Source organism: Alkalicella caledoniensis (genome assembly GCF_014467015.1).
GTDB lineage: Bacteria > Bacillota > Proteinivoracia > Proteinivoracales > Proteinivoracaceae > Alkalicella > Alkalicella caledoniensis.
Window position 1 is genome coordinate 3081155 of the sequence record NZ_CP058559.1, and the last position, 17534, is coordinate 3098688.

General features: G+C 35.3%; 16 protein-coding genes and 1 riboswitch. Of the genes, 11 read left to right on the forward strand and 5 right to left on the reverse strand.

Annotation, left to right across the window (positions count from 1 at the left end; genetic code table 11):
- The first annotated feature begins 4 nt into the window (after positions 1–4).
- Entirely contained in the window at positions 5–562 is a 558-nt protein-coding gene (locus HYG86_RS15035) for a hypothetical protein (protein ID WP_213166389.1), read from the forward strand.
- A 115-nt stretch (positions 563–677) separates the two neighbouring features.
- Here HYG86_RS15035 and HYG86_RS15040 read toward each other — a convergent pair whose 3' ends face one another.
- Genes HYG86_RS15040 through HYG86_RS15050 form a run of 3 tightly spaced genes read right to left on the reverse strand, consistent with a single transcriptional unit; the run spans position 678 to position 4412 of the window.
- Complete coding sequence (locus HYG86_RS15040; protein WP_213166390.1) at positions 678–1784, reverse strand: Ger(x)C family spore germination protein; 1107 nt, start codon at positions 1782–1784, stop codon at positions 678–680.
- The gene (locus tag HYG86_RS15045; RefSeq protein ID WP_213166391.1) at positions 1768–2877 is read right to left on the reverse strand and encodes a GerAB/ArcD/ProY family transporter; all 1110 of its coding nucleotides are present in this window, start codon (positions 2875–2877) and stop codon (positions 1768–1770) included. The genes HYG86_RS15040 and HYG86_RS15045 overlap by 17 nt, the downstream gene beginning before the upstream one ends.
- Positions 2877–4412, reverse strand: a complete 1536-nt coding sequence (locus tag HYG86_RS15050; protein WP_213166392.1) for a spore germination protein — start codon at positions 4410–4412, stop codon at positions 2877–2879. The genes HYG86_RS15045 and HYG86_RS15050 overlap by 1 nt, the downstream gene beginning before the upstream one ends.
- Before the next feature lie 245 nt (positions 4413–4657).
- On the opposite strand from HYG86_RS15050, the gene HYG86_RS15055 reads away from it, so the two are divergent.
- The 7 genes from HYG86_RS15055 to HYG86_RS15085 all read left to right on the forward strand — a co-directional run bounded on the left by HYG86_RS15055 (position 4658) and on the right by HYG86_RS15085 (position 11247).
- Positions 4658–5683 (forward strand): threonine aldolase family protein, encoded by a 1026-nt coding sequence (locus tag HYG86_RS15055; RefSeq protein ID WP_213166393.1) that lies wholly within the window; start codon positions 4658–4660, stop codon positions 5681–5683.
- 2189 nt (positions 5684–7872) lie between these two features.
- Complete coding sequence (locus HYG86_RS15060) at positions 7873–8457, forward strand: peptidoglycan DD-metalloendopeptidase family protein (protein ID WP_213166394.1); 585 nt, start codon at positions 7873–7875, stop codon at positions 8455–8457.
- Between the two features lie 567 nt (positions 8458–9024).
- Entirely contained in the window at positions 9025–9381 is a 357-nt protein-coding gene (locus HYG86_RS15065; RefSeq protein WP_213166395.1) for a sigma factor, read from the forward strand.
- A gap of 26 nt (positions 9382–9407) precedes the next feature.
- Complete coding sequence (locus tag HYG86_RS15070) at positions 9408–9503, forward strand: hypothetical protein (protein ID WP_213166396.1); 96 nt, start codon at positions 9408–9410, stop codon at positions 9501–9503.
- A 71-nt stretch (positions 9504–9574) separates the two neighbouring features.
- Positions 9575–10126, forward strand: a complete 552-nt coding sequence (locus tag HYG86_RS15075) for a hypothetical protein (protein WP_213166397.1) — start codon at positions 9575–9577, stop codon at positions 10124–10126.
- A gap of 89 nt (positions 10127–10215) precedes the next feature.
- Positions 10216–10662 carry a hypothetical protein gene (locus tag HYG86_RS15080; RefSeq protein WP_213166398.1) on the forward strand — a complete coding sequence of 149 codons (447 nt, stop codon included), beginning with the start codon at positions 10216–10218 and terminating at the stop codon, positions 10660–10662.
- Positions 10663–10674: 12 nt separating this feature from the next.
- Positions 10675–11247, forward strand: coding sequence for a 5-formyltetrahydrofolate cyclo-ligase (locus HYG86_RS15085; RefSeq protein WP_213166399.1), 573 nt, complete (start codon positions 10675–10677; stop codon positions 11245–11247).
- Positions 11248–11392: 145 nt separating this feature from the next.
- On the opposite strand, the gene HYG86_RS15090 is transcribed toward HYG86_RS15085, so the two are convergent.
- A complete protein-coding gene (locus HYG86_RS15090; RefSeq protein WP_213166400.1) occupies positions 11393–13438 on the reverse strand; it encodes a methyl-accepting chemotaxis protein in 2046 nt (681 codons plus the stop codon).
- Between the two features lie 312 nt (positions 13439–13750).
- Here HYG86_RS15090 and HYG86_RS15095 point away from each other — a divergent pair, with 312 nt between their 5' ends.
- Together HYG86_RS15095 and HYG86_RS15100 are read left to right on the forward strand one after the other, a co-directional pair.
- Positions 13751–13948, forward strand: a complete 198-nt coding sequence (locus HYG86_RS15095; RefSeq protein WP_213166401.1) for a hypothetical protein — start codon at positions 13751–13753, stop codon at positions 13946–13948.
- Positions 13929–14285, forward strand: a complete 357-nt coding sequence (locus HYG86_RS15100) for a DUF2085 domain-containing protein (protein WP_246451814.1) — start codon at positions 13929–13931, stop codon at positions 14283–14285. Before HYG86_RS15095 ends, HYG86_RS15100 begins: the two co-directional genes overlap by 20 nt.
- Positions 14286–14654: 369 nt before the next feature.
- Here the strand turns inward: HYG86_RS15100 and HYG86_RS15105 are convergent, their stop codons facing one another.
- The gene (locus HYG86_RS15105; protein WP_343064129.1) at positions 14655–16157 is read right to left on the reverse strand and encodes a hypothetical protein; all 1503 of its coding nucleotides are present in this window, start codon (positions 16155–16157) and stop codon (positions 14655–14657) included.
- A gap of 207 nt (positions 16158–16364) precedes the next feature.
- Positions 16365–16466: riboswitch (purine riboswitch) on the reverse strand.
- Positions 16467–16614: 148 nt separating this feature from the next.
- Here HYG86_RS15105 and HYG86_RS15110 point away from each other — a divergent pair.
- The gene (locus HYG86_RS15110) at positions 16615–17532 is read left to right on the forward strand and encodes an aminoglycoside phosphotransferase family protein (protein ID WP_213166402.1); all 918 of its coding nucleotides are present in this window, start codon (positions 16615–16617) and stop codon (positions 17530–17532) included.
- Positions 17533–17534: the final 2 nt, after the last annotated feature.

The following is a 17534-nucleotide window of genomic DNA, read 5'->3' on the forward strand; positions in this document are numbered from 1 at the left end:
AAAGATGGAAAATATAGAGATGGAAAATTTAATAAATCATCTTGCAGCCATTAGGCCTATATATATAGAAGGTAAAGGAAAGGGTTGTGAGATTTATTTAAATGATGGAAGTATAATCATTGATAAACGCGAGGCTAGTACTATAGTGAAGGATTTAGCAGGGTATTTAGCAGTAGATTTAGGGTCGTTAAAGAAGTTTTGTAGTCATCGTTTGACTGCAAAGAACTCCCTTCCCCTCCCGTTGACACCTAAACTTATGTTAGTTCCCCTGAGGTTGAGAAAACCTAAAGTTATAAAGGACTCTGCCACTGGTTATGTAAATTTTTTTTCTATTGTTAACATACAGCAGAAAGGACGTTGTTCTCACTTGCATTTAACAGGGGACAGTAATATCATTTGTTTTCAGACATTAAAGACCATACAGGTACATCTAGTATACTCTAGACTAATATACAGAGAGTGGCAGTCAGTATATGTGAATCCATATGTAAAAGAAGTGGGTAAGGAACTATACAAGACTGCGAAGCTAGATCTCATTCGTAACATTATGGGGGAAGAGTAGACTCTTGATTTTTTTGTCAAATTATCCTAGGTATAGATTTGTGAAACAAAAAATAACTGGCGCCGTAAGGCGCCTTTTTTATTACTTTTTACGTGTGCGTTAATATGCTCTTTGCTTACTCGATGGTACCGATAGAGACAATATTTATTTTAGTTACAATATTTATGTCCACATCTTGGAAGGTTTCATTCCATTTTTCTCCATCAAAATAATTAGGATGATATGCTCTTACATTTTTTCCATAGCCAATACTGTCTACCTTAAAATCATTTTGAAGTTTATTCACTATTTCTTCACACATTAATTTAACTTGATAAGCGAAAACTTTTTCTAAACGTCTAATAACATCTTGATCAAGGGGCAGTGGAGAAGTTTGTTCTGTAATAGCAGCGTCTATGGTTATGTAGTGATCTATGAAGATATTATCGTCTACTACTTTTGCGATTATTCTATTTTTACCACCTAGTTTTCTGATGGTGACATAGTCAGATTCTGAGTCAGGTAGGTGGGAGGTTAAAAAACCATCTCTGGCCCTAGCTTTTAGTAGAGCAAAGGCAACACTTTCATCGTGAGTTAATGTTCCAATCATTTTATCTTTTTCGAAAATGGCAGTACTATTAACTATCTGCTCTTCTTTTGTGTTACCATATTTTAGATAAGGTACAGTTGGTTCTATACCATCAGTGTGCAAGTCGTTGTTAAATTCTCTTACTGTGGTAAATGGGACGGTGGATGTAAAGAAACTATTGTGAACTAAATCAAACAGATAAAGGCTTACTAAAGGAGCAAACTTAGGTTCAATATTCATTAAGTCTGTTGCCCTTCCCTCGGTTACGATCATGCGAATGGTTCCCCTGCTTTCGGGATCACGAACTAGTGTATCTAAGTGTCTTCTGATACCTTGCTTAGCTACGTCTTCTCCAAGTATAAACATCTTTGTGTTATTAAATGTTATACGCCTTGAAGATTTATTCTGTATGTTATCTTGGGCGTTTCTCAGTGTGTTACTTACACTGGATATTTCTATTTTACTTTCTTGTGCCTCAGGGTCCACAGTTGGTGATACGATTGTTACGAGGTATTGATCTTCACTGTCCTTGCTGATATCGATACCTATGGCGAATACAAGGTACAGATCATCTATATTTCTTGCATCCCAACAAGCACTTAACATAAAGATCAAACCAATGGAAAGTACAATAAACTTACTTTTTCTTTTCATCTATTTTCACCTTTCTGCCTCTTACTAAAAACATCAACAGTAAAATTAGTGGAAGAGCTATTCCAAAGAATAAATTAGCATAGCCTATATACTCCTTAATACTACCCAACATCATTGCATTTTTCGGATACAAACTTAAGAAAAATACAACAGGTGAAAATATGTAAACAAATATACCATTACTACTTGTAGAAAAGGTTTTTTGCAGGACATACGTTCCCACAAAAAATTGAATTATTATGGTTGCTATAACTGTATATATCCAAAAAATCGAGAAAAATACTTCTATTCTTTCTATAATTAAGAAGTCTACCACATCAAGATAATTAATTGTAGGGTATAAGATAGTCTGCAACTCTTGGTAACCAAATAAAGCTATTTGGGTAAACACTGTTAATGTATAGATTAAGGTTACCATAAATACACAAAGGACTGAGGTTTTAACTATGTTCTTATTTTTATTTGCAATCAATGGGTAAATAAATAGAACTATCTCATACCCCGCATATGTAAAGACTGATGGAAGTGCACCTTCGGCAATAGTTGCAAACCCCGTTCCACCTACAGGCATTACGTTTAATAAAGAAAGTTTGTTAATAGAAACTAAAATTAAAGGAAGCATAGGAAAAAGTGTGTAGAACAGGATTTGAGAAAAACGTGCAACTATTGTTATACCATCCTTTGTTAAATTTACAGCAGTTAGTATGGCTATTAAGATAATAACCCATAAGGGTGTGCGGGGTAAAAACCAAGTTGAAATCATATCTGCTAAAGACCTTAGTACAGCACTTGTTACAACTAATGAGTAAATAAAATAAAGGATGGATATCACATATGTTACAGGCTTTGAAAGAAGGTAGGAAAAATACTGAAAGAATGTCATTTCATCAAAATGGCTGGCAATAAAAATAGAAAGGTATGTAAAAATACAGACAAGGATTCCTGCAATTAGTACTGATATCCATGCATCTTGCATAGATATTTTAGTTACCTGAGTTGCAAGATTCAAAATCCCTGTTCCTATCATTATACTTATTATCACAATGTAAAATTGAATTGCAGTTATTTGACCTTTAGTATATTTATTGAACATCACTTTGCCCTTCTTGTACGCTTGGTTTTAGGTGTGGTTTGTTGGTTGTATAGTGGTTTTCGCAAAAGTGAATCTGTAATTAGAGCAGGATCGCTTGGGCTGAATGGTGATAAATAGGGAAACCCAAAGGAAGATAGTCTACATAAATGCGCTAAAATCCAGCACCAAGTAATTATCATTCCATAAGCTCCAAAAGTTGCAGCGGAAACTACCATTGGTATCCTTATAAACCTAAGAGCGTAACTAGTACTATAATAGGGTACTATATATGCTCCTAAGGCTGTTATGGCAACCACAATAACCATAATAGGACTTACGAGGTTAGCCCTCACAGCAGCATCACCGAGTACTATAGCACCAACAATACCTATTGTTTGACCTATTGAGGCTGGTAATCTAGCACTTGCCTCTCTTAACAATTCTATAGTAACTTCCATTAGAACTACCTCTATAACAGGAGGATAGGGAACACCTATTCTTGATTTAGCAATACTAAATGCTAAATCTGTTGGTAAAACGTCCTGATGAAAGGTAGTTAAAGCAACATAAAAAGCAGGAAATGAAGTTGTTATAAGAAATCCAAGATATCTTATAAGCCTTAAGAAATTACCGTATAATAATCTTTCATAGTAATCATCGGGTGATTGAAATAGCTGGGAAAAAGTTATAGGCAATAATAAGCAATCGGGTGAACCATCTACAAAGATAGCTATCTTTCCTTCAAGCAGGTTAGAACAAACCTTATCTGGTCGTTCAGTAGTCTGCATTTGAGGGAACATAGAGTAAGGGCTTTCTTCCAAGTGTTGTTCAATGTAAGCTGTTTCAAATACTCCGTTTATTTTGATTTTTTTTATCCTGCTCAATATATCATCTAAGAGGTTTTGATTAACCAATTCTTCGACAAACAGGATTGCAACAGTAGTTTTGGTTCTTTCCCCAATGGTTAATTCCCTTATCTTCAGTTTTGGGTCTTTTATTTTTCGCCTAATCAAAGAAGTGTTTGTCCTTAAATTTTCTATAAAACCATCCTTTGGACCACGTATAACATGTTCAATTTTTGATTCTTCTATGGCTCTATCACTGAAACCTTTTGTGTTTAATATAAGAAATTCGGTGAAAGTATCTATGATTAGGATCGTGCTTCCAGAAAATAAATTGTCTGTTAAACTGCTTAATTTTATGTCACTACTTATATCATCAATATGTAAATATTGTTGCAGTACACTTATTTTACTGAAATTATTTTTCGATAGAAGGTTTTTCTTGCTCAACAACGGCCTCAATATGTCTCGATTGATTACCTGCTTATCTACTAAGCCATCAACAAAAATTAATACACCACTCAATTCACCTTCTAATAATTTGATGGTTATCTCTTTGTATTTCACATCACAGCAGTCAACCAGAATCTGATTCTTTAGCTTGTTGATATTGATTGATATATTTTTGCTAATCATCATTCCTGAACCAACCTTCATTACTTTTTCTTTTTGGTTGGAGTGCAATAATCGATCCAAGAATTTATCTATTATCATTTCTTTAGACCTACCTTATTCTTTATTAATTATTAGTATTGATTACCATATGATCAATTATGCTTTAATAAGCAGTAAGTTTTTTTAACAAACTATTGTAAATTACAATAGTTGTGGAAGAATTTACAAAGCTTATAGAGTTGGCACTTAAAAGAAGTCTATAGTATTAGATATTTATTAATTTTTGTCAAATTTCCTCAAATATAGTATAGTAAATAGTAAAAATACTAGAAAGGGCGTTTTGTATGGGATATAGTTTTAGGAATGATTATAGTGAAGGTTGCCATCAAAGTATTTTAGAAGCCATGCTTAAGAGCAATTTAGATCAGCAAGTAGGCTATGGTGAAGATGAGTTCAATATAGAGGCGAAAAATATATTGCGTGAAAAGATGGGCAACCCCAATGCTGATATCCATCTGGTGTCAGGAGGTACTCAAGCAAATCTCATAGTAATATCATCTATTTTGCGACCATATGAATCAGTGGTTGCAGCAAACACAGGCCATATAAATGTACATGAAACTGGTGCCATAGAAGCCACAGGCCATAAGGTCAATGTGGTTGATAGTAAAGATGGGAAGCTCACTCCTGAGGGTATAAAAGAAGTGCTTGATTTTCATACCGATGAGCATATGGTTAAACCTAGGCTTGTATACATATCAAATACCACTGAGATTGGTACTGTTTATAATAAGAAAGAACTGGGAGAATTATGGTCTTTTTGTAAGGAGAATGACTTATTATTATTTTTGGATGGAGCACGCTTAGGCTCTGCCTTAACTTCACATGAAAATGATTTATCTTTAGCTGAGTTATCAAAGCTGGTGGATGTGTTTTACATAGGGGGTACGAAAAATGGTGCACTTTTAGGTGAAGCTATTGTTATTAATAATGATGAACTAAAAAAGAACTTTAGGTTTCACTTAAAGCAACGGGGTGCTTTGTTAGCTAAAGGTAGAGTGTTAGGTTTACAATTTTTAGAGCTCTTCAAAAATGATTTGTTCTTTGACCTAGCAAAACATTCTAACTCCATGGCCATTAAATTAAGTCAGGGGATAAAAGAGCAGGGGTACGAATTTTTGACAAAGCCTGAGTCTAATCAGATTTTCCCCATACTACCAAATGAACTCATTGAGAAGTTGAGCAAGAAGTATGAGTTTTATGTATGGGCAAAAGAGGATGAGACTAGTTCATCAATCAGATTAGTAACATCCTGGGCCACCAGTGAAGAAGCTGTGGATGAGTTTATACAAGATTTAGCAAAACGTTAGACTTATGTCTAGCGTTTTTCTTTATACCAAACATAAGATTCAGTAGCCACAGATTTAGAGATATAAAGCTAAGGGGTAAATCAAAGTCTTAGCCACGGATTTTCACTGATTTTCACGGATTTTAGGGAAGTTTAGAAACCTTTGTACACCATGATCACCAACAAAGCATCCACCAATTGGCACCAAGAGTTATGTAAGTAGGGTCTTTGGTTACTAAGCTTTTATAAAGAGTAAGCCCTTCCGTTCAGGACAGAATTAAATAGCTTCTTTAGGCCGTGTTAAAAATATCTTGGCAGTATATGGCCCGTGACTTATTTATATAAAGACCTATTTTGTTGACACATATCTAACATGATCTTTATGATCTTTCTAAAAAAGATAAAGACTATAAATCTTTAAAGTTTGCTTTTTATAGTGTTATGCTTTTTAGTGAAAAGTAGTGGTTAAAGCATTTAGGGAAGTTTAGAAACCTTTGTACACCATGATCACCAACAAAGCATCCACCAATTGGCACCAAGATTTATGTAAGTAGGGTCTTTGGTTACTAAGCTTTTATAAAGAGTAAGCCCTTCCGTGCAGGACAGAATTAAGTAGCTTCTTTAGCCCTGGTAAAAATATCTTGGCAGTATATGGCTCGTGACTTATTTAAATAAAGACCTATTTTGTTGACACATATCTAACATGATCTTTATGATCTTTCTAAAAAAAGATAAAGACTATAAATCTTTAAAGTTTGCTTTTTATAGTGTTATGCTTTTTAGTGAAAAGTAGTGGTTAAAGCATTTAGGGAAGTTTAGAAACCTTTGTACACCATGTTCACCAACAAACCATCCACCAATTGACACCAAGATTTATGTAAGTAGTGTCTTTATTACTAAGCTTTTATAAAGAGTAAGCCCTTCCGTTCAGGACAGAATTAAATAGCTTCTTTAGGCCGTGTTAAAAATATCTTGGCAGTATATGGCCCGTGACTTATTTATATAAAGACCTATTTTGTTGACACATATCTAACATGATCTTTATGATCTTTCTAAAAAAGATAAAGACTATAAATCTTTAAAGTTTGCTTTTTATAGTGTTATGCTTTTTAGTGAAAAGTAGTGGTTAAAGCATTTAGGGAAGTTTAGAAACCTTTGTACACCATGATCACCAACAAAGCATCCACCAATTGGCACCAAGATTTATGTAAGTAGGGTCTTTGGTTACTAAGCTTTTATAAAGAGTAAGCCCTTCCGTGCAGGACAGAATTAAGTAGCTTCTTTAGCCCTGGTAAAAATATCTTGGCAGTATATGGCTCGTGACTTATTTAAATAAAGACCTATTTTGTTGACACATATCTAACATGATCTTTATGATCTTTCTAAAAAAAGATAAAGACTATAAATCTTTAAAGTTTGCTTTTTATAGTGTTATGCTTTTTAGTGAAAAGTAGTGGTTAAAGCATTTAGGGAAGTTTAGAAACCTTTGTACACCATGTTCACCAACAAACCATCCACCAATTGACACCAAGATTTATGTAAGTAGTGTCTTTATTACTAAGCTTTTATAAAGAGTAAGCCCTTCCGTTCAGGACAGAATTAAATAGCTTCTTTAGGCCGTGTTAAAAATATCTTGGCAGTATATGGCCCGTGACTTATTTATATAAAGACCTATTTTGTTGACACAGATCTAACATGATCTTTATGATCTTTCTAAAAAAGATAAAGACTATAAATCTTTAAAGTTTGCTTTTTATAGTGTTATGCTTTTTAGTGAAAAGTAGTGGTTAAAGCATTTAGGGAAGTTTAGAAACCTTTGTACACCATGTTCACCAACAAACCATCCACCAATTGACACCAAGATTTATGTAAGTAGTGTCTTTATTACTAAGCTTTTATAAAGAGTAAGCCCTTCCGTGCAGGACAGAATTAAATAGCTTCTTTAGGCCGTGTTAAAAATATCTTGGCAGTATATGGCCCGTGACTTATTTAAATAAAGACCTATTTTGTTGCCACAGATCTAACATGATCTTTATGATCTTTCTAAAAGCTAAAGTCTATAAATCTTTAAAGTTTGCTTTTTATAGTGTTATGCTTTTTAGTGAAAAGTAGTGGTAAAAGCTATTTATCTATGTTATAAAAGTCATTGATCTTACTGTGGTAACAAAACTTCTTTTTTGCATTATGTAGGGTAAAAGAGGAGGGATTGTTATGATTTACACTGTTAGAAGAGGCGATACATTGTATGGAATTGCTAAAAAACAAGGCATTACCTTGCATCAACTACTCCAGCTTAACCCTGCAATTGTTGACCCAAACAAAATCTATGTAGGGGATAAAATTATAATAAAAAAAGGAAAGGTAGAATCAGATTTTGGCGGTGTTGTTGATTTTTATCTGCAACGGGGATGGAGGATAACTTCAGATTATGGAATAAGACGAGATCCTTTTTCTGGAGTCAATACTTTTCACAGAGGAGTTGACTTTGGAGGTAAACCAAAAGGGGAACCCATATATACACCCATTGATGGTAAAGTTGCATATGCCTCTAGCTATAGCGGATGGGGGAATTTGATAGGTGTTGAAGATAAAAATGGGTTCATTCACATATTTGCTCACTTAGATAAGCTGCTTAAATCTGTGGGAGATAATGTTAAAAGGGGAGATGTGGTTGGTTTAAACGGCTCCACTGGAAATAGCACTGGATCACACCTGCATTATCAGATTAACACCCCAAGGGGAGGGATTGTTGGGGTTAATGCTCATACAGACCCTAAATTTTATTACGACTGTTGAAAAGCACCCATCTTCTTCGTTGCTTCAACGGTTCTGCTTCCTCACGTATAAACCATACGCTGCGGGAGCCGAACCATCTTGCGCCTCAAATCTGAATACTTTTGAACAGTCTGGTGGGGTCAAAACAAAGAAAAAATAATCTAAAGTAAAAAAGGTTGAAAAGCACCCATCTTCTTCGTTGCTTCAACAGCCCCTGCCATTTGGCAGGGGCTTTTTTTATATACCATTGTAGCCCATCCTTTAGGATGGGAGACCCGCGTTGTCAGCTATCACAAATCGTACCAAGGCTAAAGCCATTGGTTACAACAAATAACCATGCTTGTATCAAGTGTAGCCCATCCTTTAGGTTGGATGATTACCCAATAATATTTTAATATCAGGTTATTTAAATAATATACATCAACAACAGAACATATGTTTTGCGATATATACTTTATATCCCTCTAAACTTATCAAATTCTCCTTCAAAAAGCTTAAATCTCTCTTTTGAACCAGTGCTAATTCTGTACCATAATGTAATTACCTAGGAATACAATATTGGCTGGTCAATAAGATGGAGAGTTTCAATTGGATAAGGAAAAGGTTATTAAATCTATGGATAAGGGGATTTATTATTTTATCAACATGTACAACATCGAGACCCAGGATCAGGAGGATGTTTATCAACAATGTATTCTAAAGATACTTACTTCTTTAGAACAATATAAACCATCTAAGGGTACTACTATAAACCAATTTCTCATGCCCAGAATTAGGGGAGTTGTAAAAGAAGCAGTTAGGCAGAAAAATAAAGGAGCCATTCCTAAAGATGAGATCTACATTATTGACTCATGTGAAATAGAACAAGAACTATTAGCGGAAGAAAAGTATAAAAGCCTCGAAAAAGCAATCAGTAAGCTATCTAGGATGCAAAAAAAGTTATAGTGTTGAAATACTTCTATGGAGTTTCCATGTCAGAGATTGCTTTTGGTCTTGGTATACATTACTCTACAGTGGCAAAATACCACCAAAGGGGTCTAAAGGCATTAAAGAAATATTTAGACTAGACTGCAAGTTTCAATTAGCAAAATATGCATTTTATGGTATACTGGAATTGATAAACAAAGGGGGTAAAGGGATGAAAAGAAAAGTAATATACGGCCTGCTAATTGTCGCTGTACTGGCATTGAGCTTATACAGTGGATATGTGGGGAGCCTAGAAAAAGCAATGGATAGAGCAGAGATTAACTATAATCAGATTGTTCATACTGTGGGTACGGAAAATGGCACTGTAGTCTTTTACCACTGGCATGATTCGTTGGGAGTAGGATTGATAGATAAATCCCTCTTTGGATACAAGTGGATTTCAGGGGGAGGAGTTGAATATGACTCTTCTGGTGATATGTCCCCCGGATTTATTAATTTGGGAAAGAGTTTGGAAAAGGGACAGGAGAGATTTATAGTCCCCGTTGCTAAAGATTTTATTTCAAACAAAGATATAGACAAAGTGCAGTTAATAATCAATGATGATCAAATAATTGAGCCCACTATTGTTTCTACAGATAAAATAAAATTTTGGTACGCTATATTAGATGAACCAGGAGGAAGAGCTAGGGTTATCGGATATAATTCAGATAATGATATTGTTTTCGATACAAAGCCTGAGCTGGGAGAGAAGAGAATTTACTAGTTAATAAATTTCACCCATTACGTATACCCATCCCTTTAGGATGGGTATACGTACTAAAAATTTAAAGTGGTCATAAAGGGGAGATAGCTGTGAAATTAGAGCAATTAGAATGTGAAAGATTGCTATCTAAATGGCAAGGGATATTGAAGCTTCAAGACTGGGATATAAAAATTCTGATTGTTGACAGTGAGTGGAGAAAATCAGGGGATATAAAGATTGATGAGTGCAATAGGAAGGCAATCCTAATGTTAAACGGCATAAACCCTAGGGTTGATAATGTTGAAGAGGTAATAATTCATGAGCTTATCCATGTGAAGCTATGGAAAATGGATCAGATGATAGAAAGAATGATAAATACAGTTTACGGAGAGGACGAAAAAGATCCAAAAAGGGAATTAATTTATGAAGAATTTATGGTGGCATTAGAGTCAACCACCCAGGATGTAACTAAAGGTTATGTACAGTTAGGGGCAGAAAACAAAAACACAGGATTCGGTTATGTAGAGGAGAAAGTAAATGAGGAACTAGGGCGCTAGGAGGCCATATACATGAATTTAAAGAAGCAATTACGTAAAGAAGTTCTTGAATGTCGGGAAGCTATTTCTTATGAAATAATCCAAGACAATAGCAGCAAGATACACAACAAGCTTAAAGCTTTGAATCAGTACCAAGAGGCACAGTGCATTATGCTATATTTATCATTTAAAAATGAAGTGAGAACCCAGGAAATCATAACTGAACTTTTCAGCAAAGACAAACGTGTGTTTATACCTGTTACGGTACATAAAACTAAAGAGTTAATAGTATCTGAACTGCTGGATTTGGAAAATGACTTAGAGATTGGGAATTTTGGAGTACTAGAACCGAAAAAAGAAGCTCTTAGGCCTGTTTCCCCGGAAATAATCGATCTGGTTTTAGTTCCAGGAGTTGCTTTTGACCAAAGGGGCTATCGCATAGGATATGGTGCAGGTTACTATGACCGTTTTCTTCCAAAATTAAAAGAGGGTACACCAACAATAGCCCTTGCCCATGAAGTTCAAATGATAGAGCATGTGCCCAATGAAGATTTTGACATACCTGTACAATATATACTTACCCATGACAGGATTTTAAGGATTTAGAAAAAGTCACCCCCTAGTAGGTCTTACATACTAGGGGGTGACTTTTAAAATTTAACCTTGCAGTGCAATAATATGATTTTTGAAAAAGCGAAGTAAGTTGTTAATCTGTGTGTAATCAGTGGGTATATAATTGGTTTATTGCTATTTAAATTTTGAATTTCTCTACTTGCCTGTTTAACTCTTCTGCTATTTTGGCTAGCTCTTCACTGGAATCAGATATTTCACTCATGGCTGCAGTTTGTTGTTCCACTGAAGCAGATGCTTCTTGACTACCAGCAGCATTTTCTTCAGAGATAGCAGATAAGTTCTGTATTAAGTTAATAATTTTTTCTTTTTGGGATGTCATATCATCACTGGAGCTATTTACCTTGTTTAGAAGGTCTTTCATTTCTTCTAGGGCCTCAGATATACCCATAAACTTATGGTTGGTCATGGCCGCACTATCCAGTTGGGACTCAACAATCTTTCCAACCTCTCCAATTGTTGTCACTGCACTGGAGGTTTTTTCTGTAAGGTCGTTTATTATGGAGCTTATTTCTTCTGTGAACTGATTTGACTGCTCAGCAAGCTTACGGATTTCATCTGCTACAACAGCGAAACCTCTACCTGATTCCCCAGCCCTTGCTGCTTCTATTGCTGCATTTAAGGCCAATAGGTTTGTTTGATTGGCGATGTTTTTAATCATCTCACTGGCTGTGGCTATCTTACCAGCACTTTCATTTGTATTGATGATTACCTGCTGTACCTGGTGTGTTGAATCACTGCTTTTATCTGTTTTATCCAAAAGGTCTGTGAGTAGCTCAAAGCCTTCGTCTTTAAGTTGGTTAACTTTTTCTGTGGATATATTTAGGGCTTGTAGGTACTCGGTATTCTTAAGTACAGCATCCCCTAGATCAGTGGCCAACATGAAACCTTGTTCCGTATCCCTTGCTTGATCACTGGCACCACTGGCTATTTCTTCAATGGCCTTTGCAACCTCATCTGCTGCCTTTGCAGACTGCTGAGTTGTGGCTGTAAGCTCTTCGGAATATGCAGCTACAGTGTGGGCTTTTTCTAATACATTTTTGAGGATATCCCTTATTGATTGTTGCATTGTGCTAACAGACTGGGATATTTCTCCAAGCTCATCCTTTTTATTAAGAAGCTTATTAGGAACATCTTGTGTGAAATTACCAGATGCCATAAGGGTCATCTGATGTTTCAATTCTTTGATGGTCTTAATTGCGTAGTTTGAGGTTGAAAAGAGTGTTGCCCCTAGAAGAAGTGCTACAATAAGTCCAACTATTATTATTATTGATCTATTTCCAGAAATGGCAGCATCTACAGTTTCCATTGATAGTCCTATGTTAACTGCACCTATTTGCTCTCCATTGATTACTACTGGATATACTATATCAAAAGTATGTATTTTGTCATCACCAAAGTAATAATCTGAGGAGTAAGGTACACCATCTTTAATTGCAGCAATGGTACCTTCATCATCAGAGAGATCTCTGCCAATGCGATCCTTTATACTATGTGCTGAAACAATATAGTCATTGTCAGTAAAAAGGGCGTATACAACCTCATCTTCCATAGCCAGCTGTTCAACTAACCTTTGAAAACTAAATTGCTCCGTTAAACTATTTATGAAGTCTGCATCTATACCAACTTGAACAAAAGTGCCATCTGGATTTCTTAATACCCCGTATTTAAAAAAGATACCTGTTGCAACATCTGCACGAATATCCTCCATCATTTCATTTTCATTACCCCTAAAGAATCCGTATAAGGGATGATCTTCATTTGGCTCCCAACCCATATAATCTTCAATTGTGGTGTATATTGTTACACCTTCTGGGTTGTAATAATGAATTTGGTCAACACCTAAGTCTTTAGCCAATTGTGTTAGTCTTTGGTTACTTATATTAGACAAACTAGCTGTGGCCTTGGCTGCAGCTCTTACTTGATCTTCCACAGTGGAGTTAATTACATCTAAAGACCTGGAGTTGTCTTCTAAGCGGCTTATAAATTCTCTGAGAATAAAATTCCCATTGTTAGCCATTTCTTCAAAGAAACTTTCTTTTGTAGAATACGATGATACTACAGCTATACCTGCTAAAGCAACTACTACAACCATAAGCGGAATTACCAGTAATCTTACCTTGATAGAACGAAAATTAATCATGTGTTTAGATTTGAATGATTTCAAAAAAAATGCCTCCCCTTTTGTCAGAAATTTTGCAAACATTCTAGAACAATCATTCTTCATTGTAGAACATTACAAATCAATATATTACCATTTAAATCATAATTTTTCAATTGTTAGAAGATTAATTCTGTTGTAATTACTAAGGACTTTAGTCCCTGTGGATAGTAGCTGAGAAAAAATAGTATTCTTGATATAAGGATAGAAGGAATAAAGGAGAATTATATAGAACTTAATATATAAGATTATCTCATAGTAGCAAATTAACTTGATATTCATATTGTATTAGTGGAAATAAATAAGGAGGTGTGTATCATGGGATGTCCTAGGTGTGGCAGTGATAACATTCAGGTGGTTAATGAAGTTAAAACAGAAGGCTTCGGATTTGTTGAAGGTTGTTTAGGTTATTTGATTTTAGGACCTTTTGGCCTGCTTTGTGGTCTTTGTGGCATGGGTGAATCAAAAAATAATATTTTAAGGGTATGTGCTAACTGTGGAGCAAAATTCAAGTAGGTTATGGGAAATATCTATGGCATGGGGACAATTATTTGGGTGTCATCAACTGGCTAGTCGTAGCTTTTTTATAAAAGGGTTTCAGTTACCAGTTTGCGCAAGATGTACAGGGGTATTTTTCGGACAAGGTTTAGCAATACTATCTATAATTTTCCTAAGAGAATATTTATCCGCCATATGGTCTGTGGTTGCCATGGGAATTATGTTTTTAGATTGGTTCGTTCAAAAAATAGGTCTTCTTGAGTCTAATAATTCAAGACGCTTAGTTACCGGAGTGTTAGGGGGATATGGATTTTGGACTATTTTGGTGATAATGTTATTTAAAATACTTCGCTAGTCAAATGCACAGTTTGACAGGAAAATCTAAATATAAAAACCCCAGGATTTCCCACTAAGGAAAAGATCCTGGGGTTTGAATTTAGCCACAAATCTATAGACTAAAGGCAAAAGCTTAGCCACAGATCTACATGATTTATTGGATCTCTAAAAGCTAAAAGCCAAATCAAAATATTAGCCACGGATTTACACTGATTTTCTCGGATTTTAAAGGCAAAAGTTCCTTAATTATAAGACCTTTTTAGCCACAGATCTACATGATCTACTTGATCTCTAAAAGCTAAAAGCTAGAGGCTAAAAGTATTTCCTTAGTTTGCTTTTAATAGTGTAGAGCTTTTTAGTGAAAAGTAGTGGTTAAAGCCTTTGATCTTTAGGCACCTATGTTTTTGCTTGTTTTAATTGATTTACTTGCTTGTAGGTGGAAGGAGTAAAACAGTGCTGCGATTACTAGATAACCAACTGCGAATTGGTAATCGTATAAAAGGGCTAAGTTTGGTGCATGCATGAATCCAGTTGCACTTAATACAGTTGCCACCAAAGCAGCAATTGTAGCTTTATGAAATTGGTTATCGATGATAAAAACTAAAATTGTTCCCCAGATAAGTCCTGTGAACATTGCCCCTTGACCTAGAGGAACTATTCCTGAAGAAAGCTTTGATACAACTTCCCCTGCAGATCCATTGAACCTTGTCATGATATAGTTTGCGAAGTAGGGGAACATGGCAAGGGTTACCGCTGGGAAGTGATTTTTATTAACAGAAGAAAATGCTTGGGAAACCATTGATATACCCACAAAAACTAATATTGGTGCTATAACAGGCACTGGAATAATTTTTGACATGGCTGCAATTATACCAAATGTAGAAGCCAGTAAGAAGACAATACCATTTAGTACAGAATAGCCGCGACCTGCACCCATCCATTTAGAACCTATTGAAGCGATATACACAGTTGTTGGGAAAACACCACCAAAGATTGTACCAATAATTGTACCTAATCCATCGGCTATTTGCGCTTCTTGTACATCGTAGTCATCACCAGATGCTGCCATTGCTTCAACATTGTTCATGGTTTCTACAAAGTTATAAATTGAGATTGGTAGCAAGATAGCTAGAAGTGTTATCATCTCCGTAAATAAGGACCTAATTCCCCATAGGAAGCCTAAGGAAGGTATTGGAGCATAAAAACTAACGGTATCCAGACCATCTTTAATTTGTGATAATTGAGCATCACCAAAAATATAAGCTAAGGAAGTACCAATTATAATTGCAAATAACGATGCGGGAATCTTAAAGGGCATAGGCTTTTTAGCGATCAAACCAATAAGGATTATAGCTAATACAACCATACCTATGATAGGCATTTCATAGGTATTAAACAATAGTTCTCCACCGATAAATGCGAAGGCCACACCAGCTAAAGCTCCCAACATGGCTGCTCTAGGGACGTGTTTTCTAACAAAACGACCAATAACGCTACCTAGTATCTCAATGGCTCCACCTAGGAAACATGCAGCCATACCAATTTTCCATGCTAAATCTGGATCTCCTGTAAGGGCTAATGCTGGGCTTAATACCCCAAATAAGTAAATAAACATTACAGGAGTACTGATGCCATAAGATAGGGCTGTAACATCACTGCGGTTTTCTTTTATGGCAAGTTTTTTTGCCATGTGGGCGTAATAGAAATTACCAAAAAGGACGGCTACTGCAGCACCAGGGATTACTCTACCAAATACGATATCATTTGGGAAACCCATGGAAATCATCGTTAAAGCGATAAGTACAAAATTTGCTAAATTATTTTGAAAAAGTGCAAAAAAACCATCAAAATCCTCTCTTTTAAATAATGGGTAAGCTTGCTGTTTCATCAAAATCATCCTCTCAGTTTTTTTTAGTAATAATTATTGGTACAGAGACTGACTTTACCCTAGATGCAGGGTCTTTCTTTTTTTAGCGAATAGCGAACTGCGAACTGCAATCTGCGTTTACCAGAAAAGACAAAAAAAACCTCGTATTATCTACGAGGTTTAAAATAGCTAACTGAATATATGAATAAACAGACTTACTTGTTTTTAAGTAAGTTAGCTAATAAAACCCGTAGTCAGACCATTTACGGCAGTCTGGTAGAAACTTATGGACCGTATCTCCAAAATTATACGAGTGTAACTTATTCAATTTTGATAAATCATATTCTATTACAATACATAGAATAAATCAAGGGTTATTTAACTTTTCCATATTATTCTTAAAATTAGGAGGAATTTCAGCTATATAAGGAGAAAAGTATTTAGGTACAAACGGATGTTTTGGAAGACAAAGGAGGTTTATATGGAAGATTTGTTTTTCTTAAGGGATATACCTGAATTTGATAATTGGGTAGTAATCAAGTATATTGACAAAGGCTGGTCTGAGGATAAGAAATTTTACATAAAAGACAAGTCAAACAATGAATTCTTGTTGCGTTTATCTGAGTTTGAAGCATTTGAGCATAAGAGAGCAGATTTTGAGAGGTTATTAGAAGTCTCTAAAATGGGGTTTGATATGTCTATGCCATTAAGATTTGGTGTTTGCGGGGATGGGAGAAAAGCTTATATGTTATTGACTTGGGTAAAAGGAGAGGATGCTATAGAGGTTTTACCTAGATTAGATGAAAATCTACAGTACAAACTTGGGCTGCAAGGGGGAAAGATACTTAAAAAAATACATTCTATAAGTGCACCCAGTGGGCTGGAGTCTTGGGAAATTACCCATAAAAGAAAAATTGATAGGGTGATTACGAAATATCTTAATTGTGGAGTGAAAATTCAAAACCACGACGCCATCATCAATTACATTAGAGAGAACGAGGACTATATAAAGGATAGACCCCTTGTACTTCAACATGGCGACTTTCATGTTGGCAATATGCTAATCACTTCAGAAGGACATTTAGGGATCATAGATTTTAATAGGTCAGGATATGGAGATCCTTGGGATGAATATGATAGATATATGTTCACATGGGATGTGAGTGAAGCATTCGCCAACGGACAATTACATGGATATTTTAATTATAGTGTTCCCGATGAGTTTTTTAGGGTTTTATGTTTATATAATGCAAGAAATATACTGGCCAGCATACCTTGGTCCATTCCATTTGGAAGAAAGGACTTGGACAATATGCTAGTATATGCAGAAAAAGTTAGTAAGAGCTATAAAGGATTTACAACACATATTCCTACTTGGTATAAAAAGGCAAATACATAGGG

Bases quoted from the DNA above. Each gene is read 5' to 3' on its own strand.
- HYG86_RS15050 (WP_213166392.1), bottom strand. From the start codon at position 4,412: ATGATAATAGATAAATTCTTGGATCGATTATTGCACTCCAACCAAAAA.
- HYG86_RS15070 (WP_213166396.1), top strand. From the start codon at position 9,408: ATGTCAGAGATTGCTTTTGGTCTTGGTATACATTACTCTACAGTGGCA.
- HYG86_RS15110 (WP_213166402.1), top strand. From the start codon at position 16,615: ATGGAAGATTTGTTTTTCTTAAGGGATATACCTGAATTTGATAATTGG.
- HYG86_RS15040 (WP_213166390.1), bottom strand. From the start codon at position 1,784: ATGAAAAGAAAAAGTAAGTTTATTGTACTTTCCATTGGTTTGATCTTT.
- HYG86_RS15060 (WP_213166394.1), top strand. From the start codon at position 7,873: ATGATTTACACTGTTAGAAGAGGCGATACATTGTATGGAATTGCTAAA.
- HYG86_RS15095 (WP_213166401.1), top strand. From the start codon at position 13,751: ATGGGATGTCCTAGGTGTGGCAGTGATAACATTCAGGTGGTTAATGAA.
- HYG86_RS15035 (WP_213166389.1), top strand. From the start codon at position 5: ATGGAAAATATAGAGATGGAAAATTTAATAAATCATCTTGCAGCCATT.
- HYG86_RS15045 (WP_213166391.1), bottom strand. From the start codon at position 2,877: ATGTTCAATAAATATACTAAAGGTCAAATAACTGCAATTCAATTTTAC.
- HYG86_RS15085 (WP_213166399.1), top strand. From the start codon at position 10,675: ATGAATTTAAAGAAGCAATTACGTAAAGAAGTTCTTGAATGTCGGGAA.
- HYG86_RS15055 (WP_213166393.1), top strand. From the start codon at position 4,658: ATGGGATATAGTTTTAGGAATGATTATAGTGAAGGTTGCCATCAAAGT.
- HYG86_RS15075 (WP_213166397.1), top strand. From the start codon at position 9,575: ATGAAAAGAAAAGTAATATACGGCCTGCTAATTGTCGCTGTACTGGCA.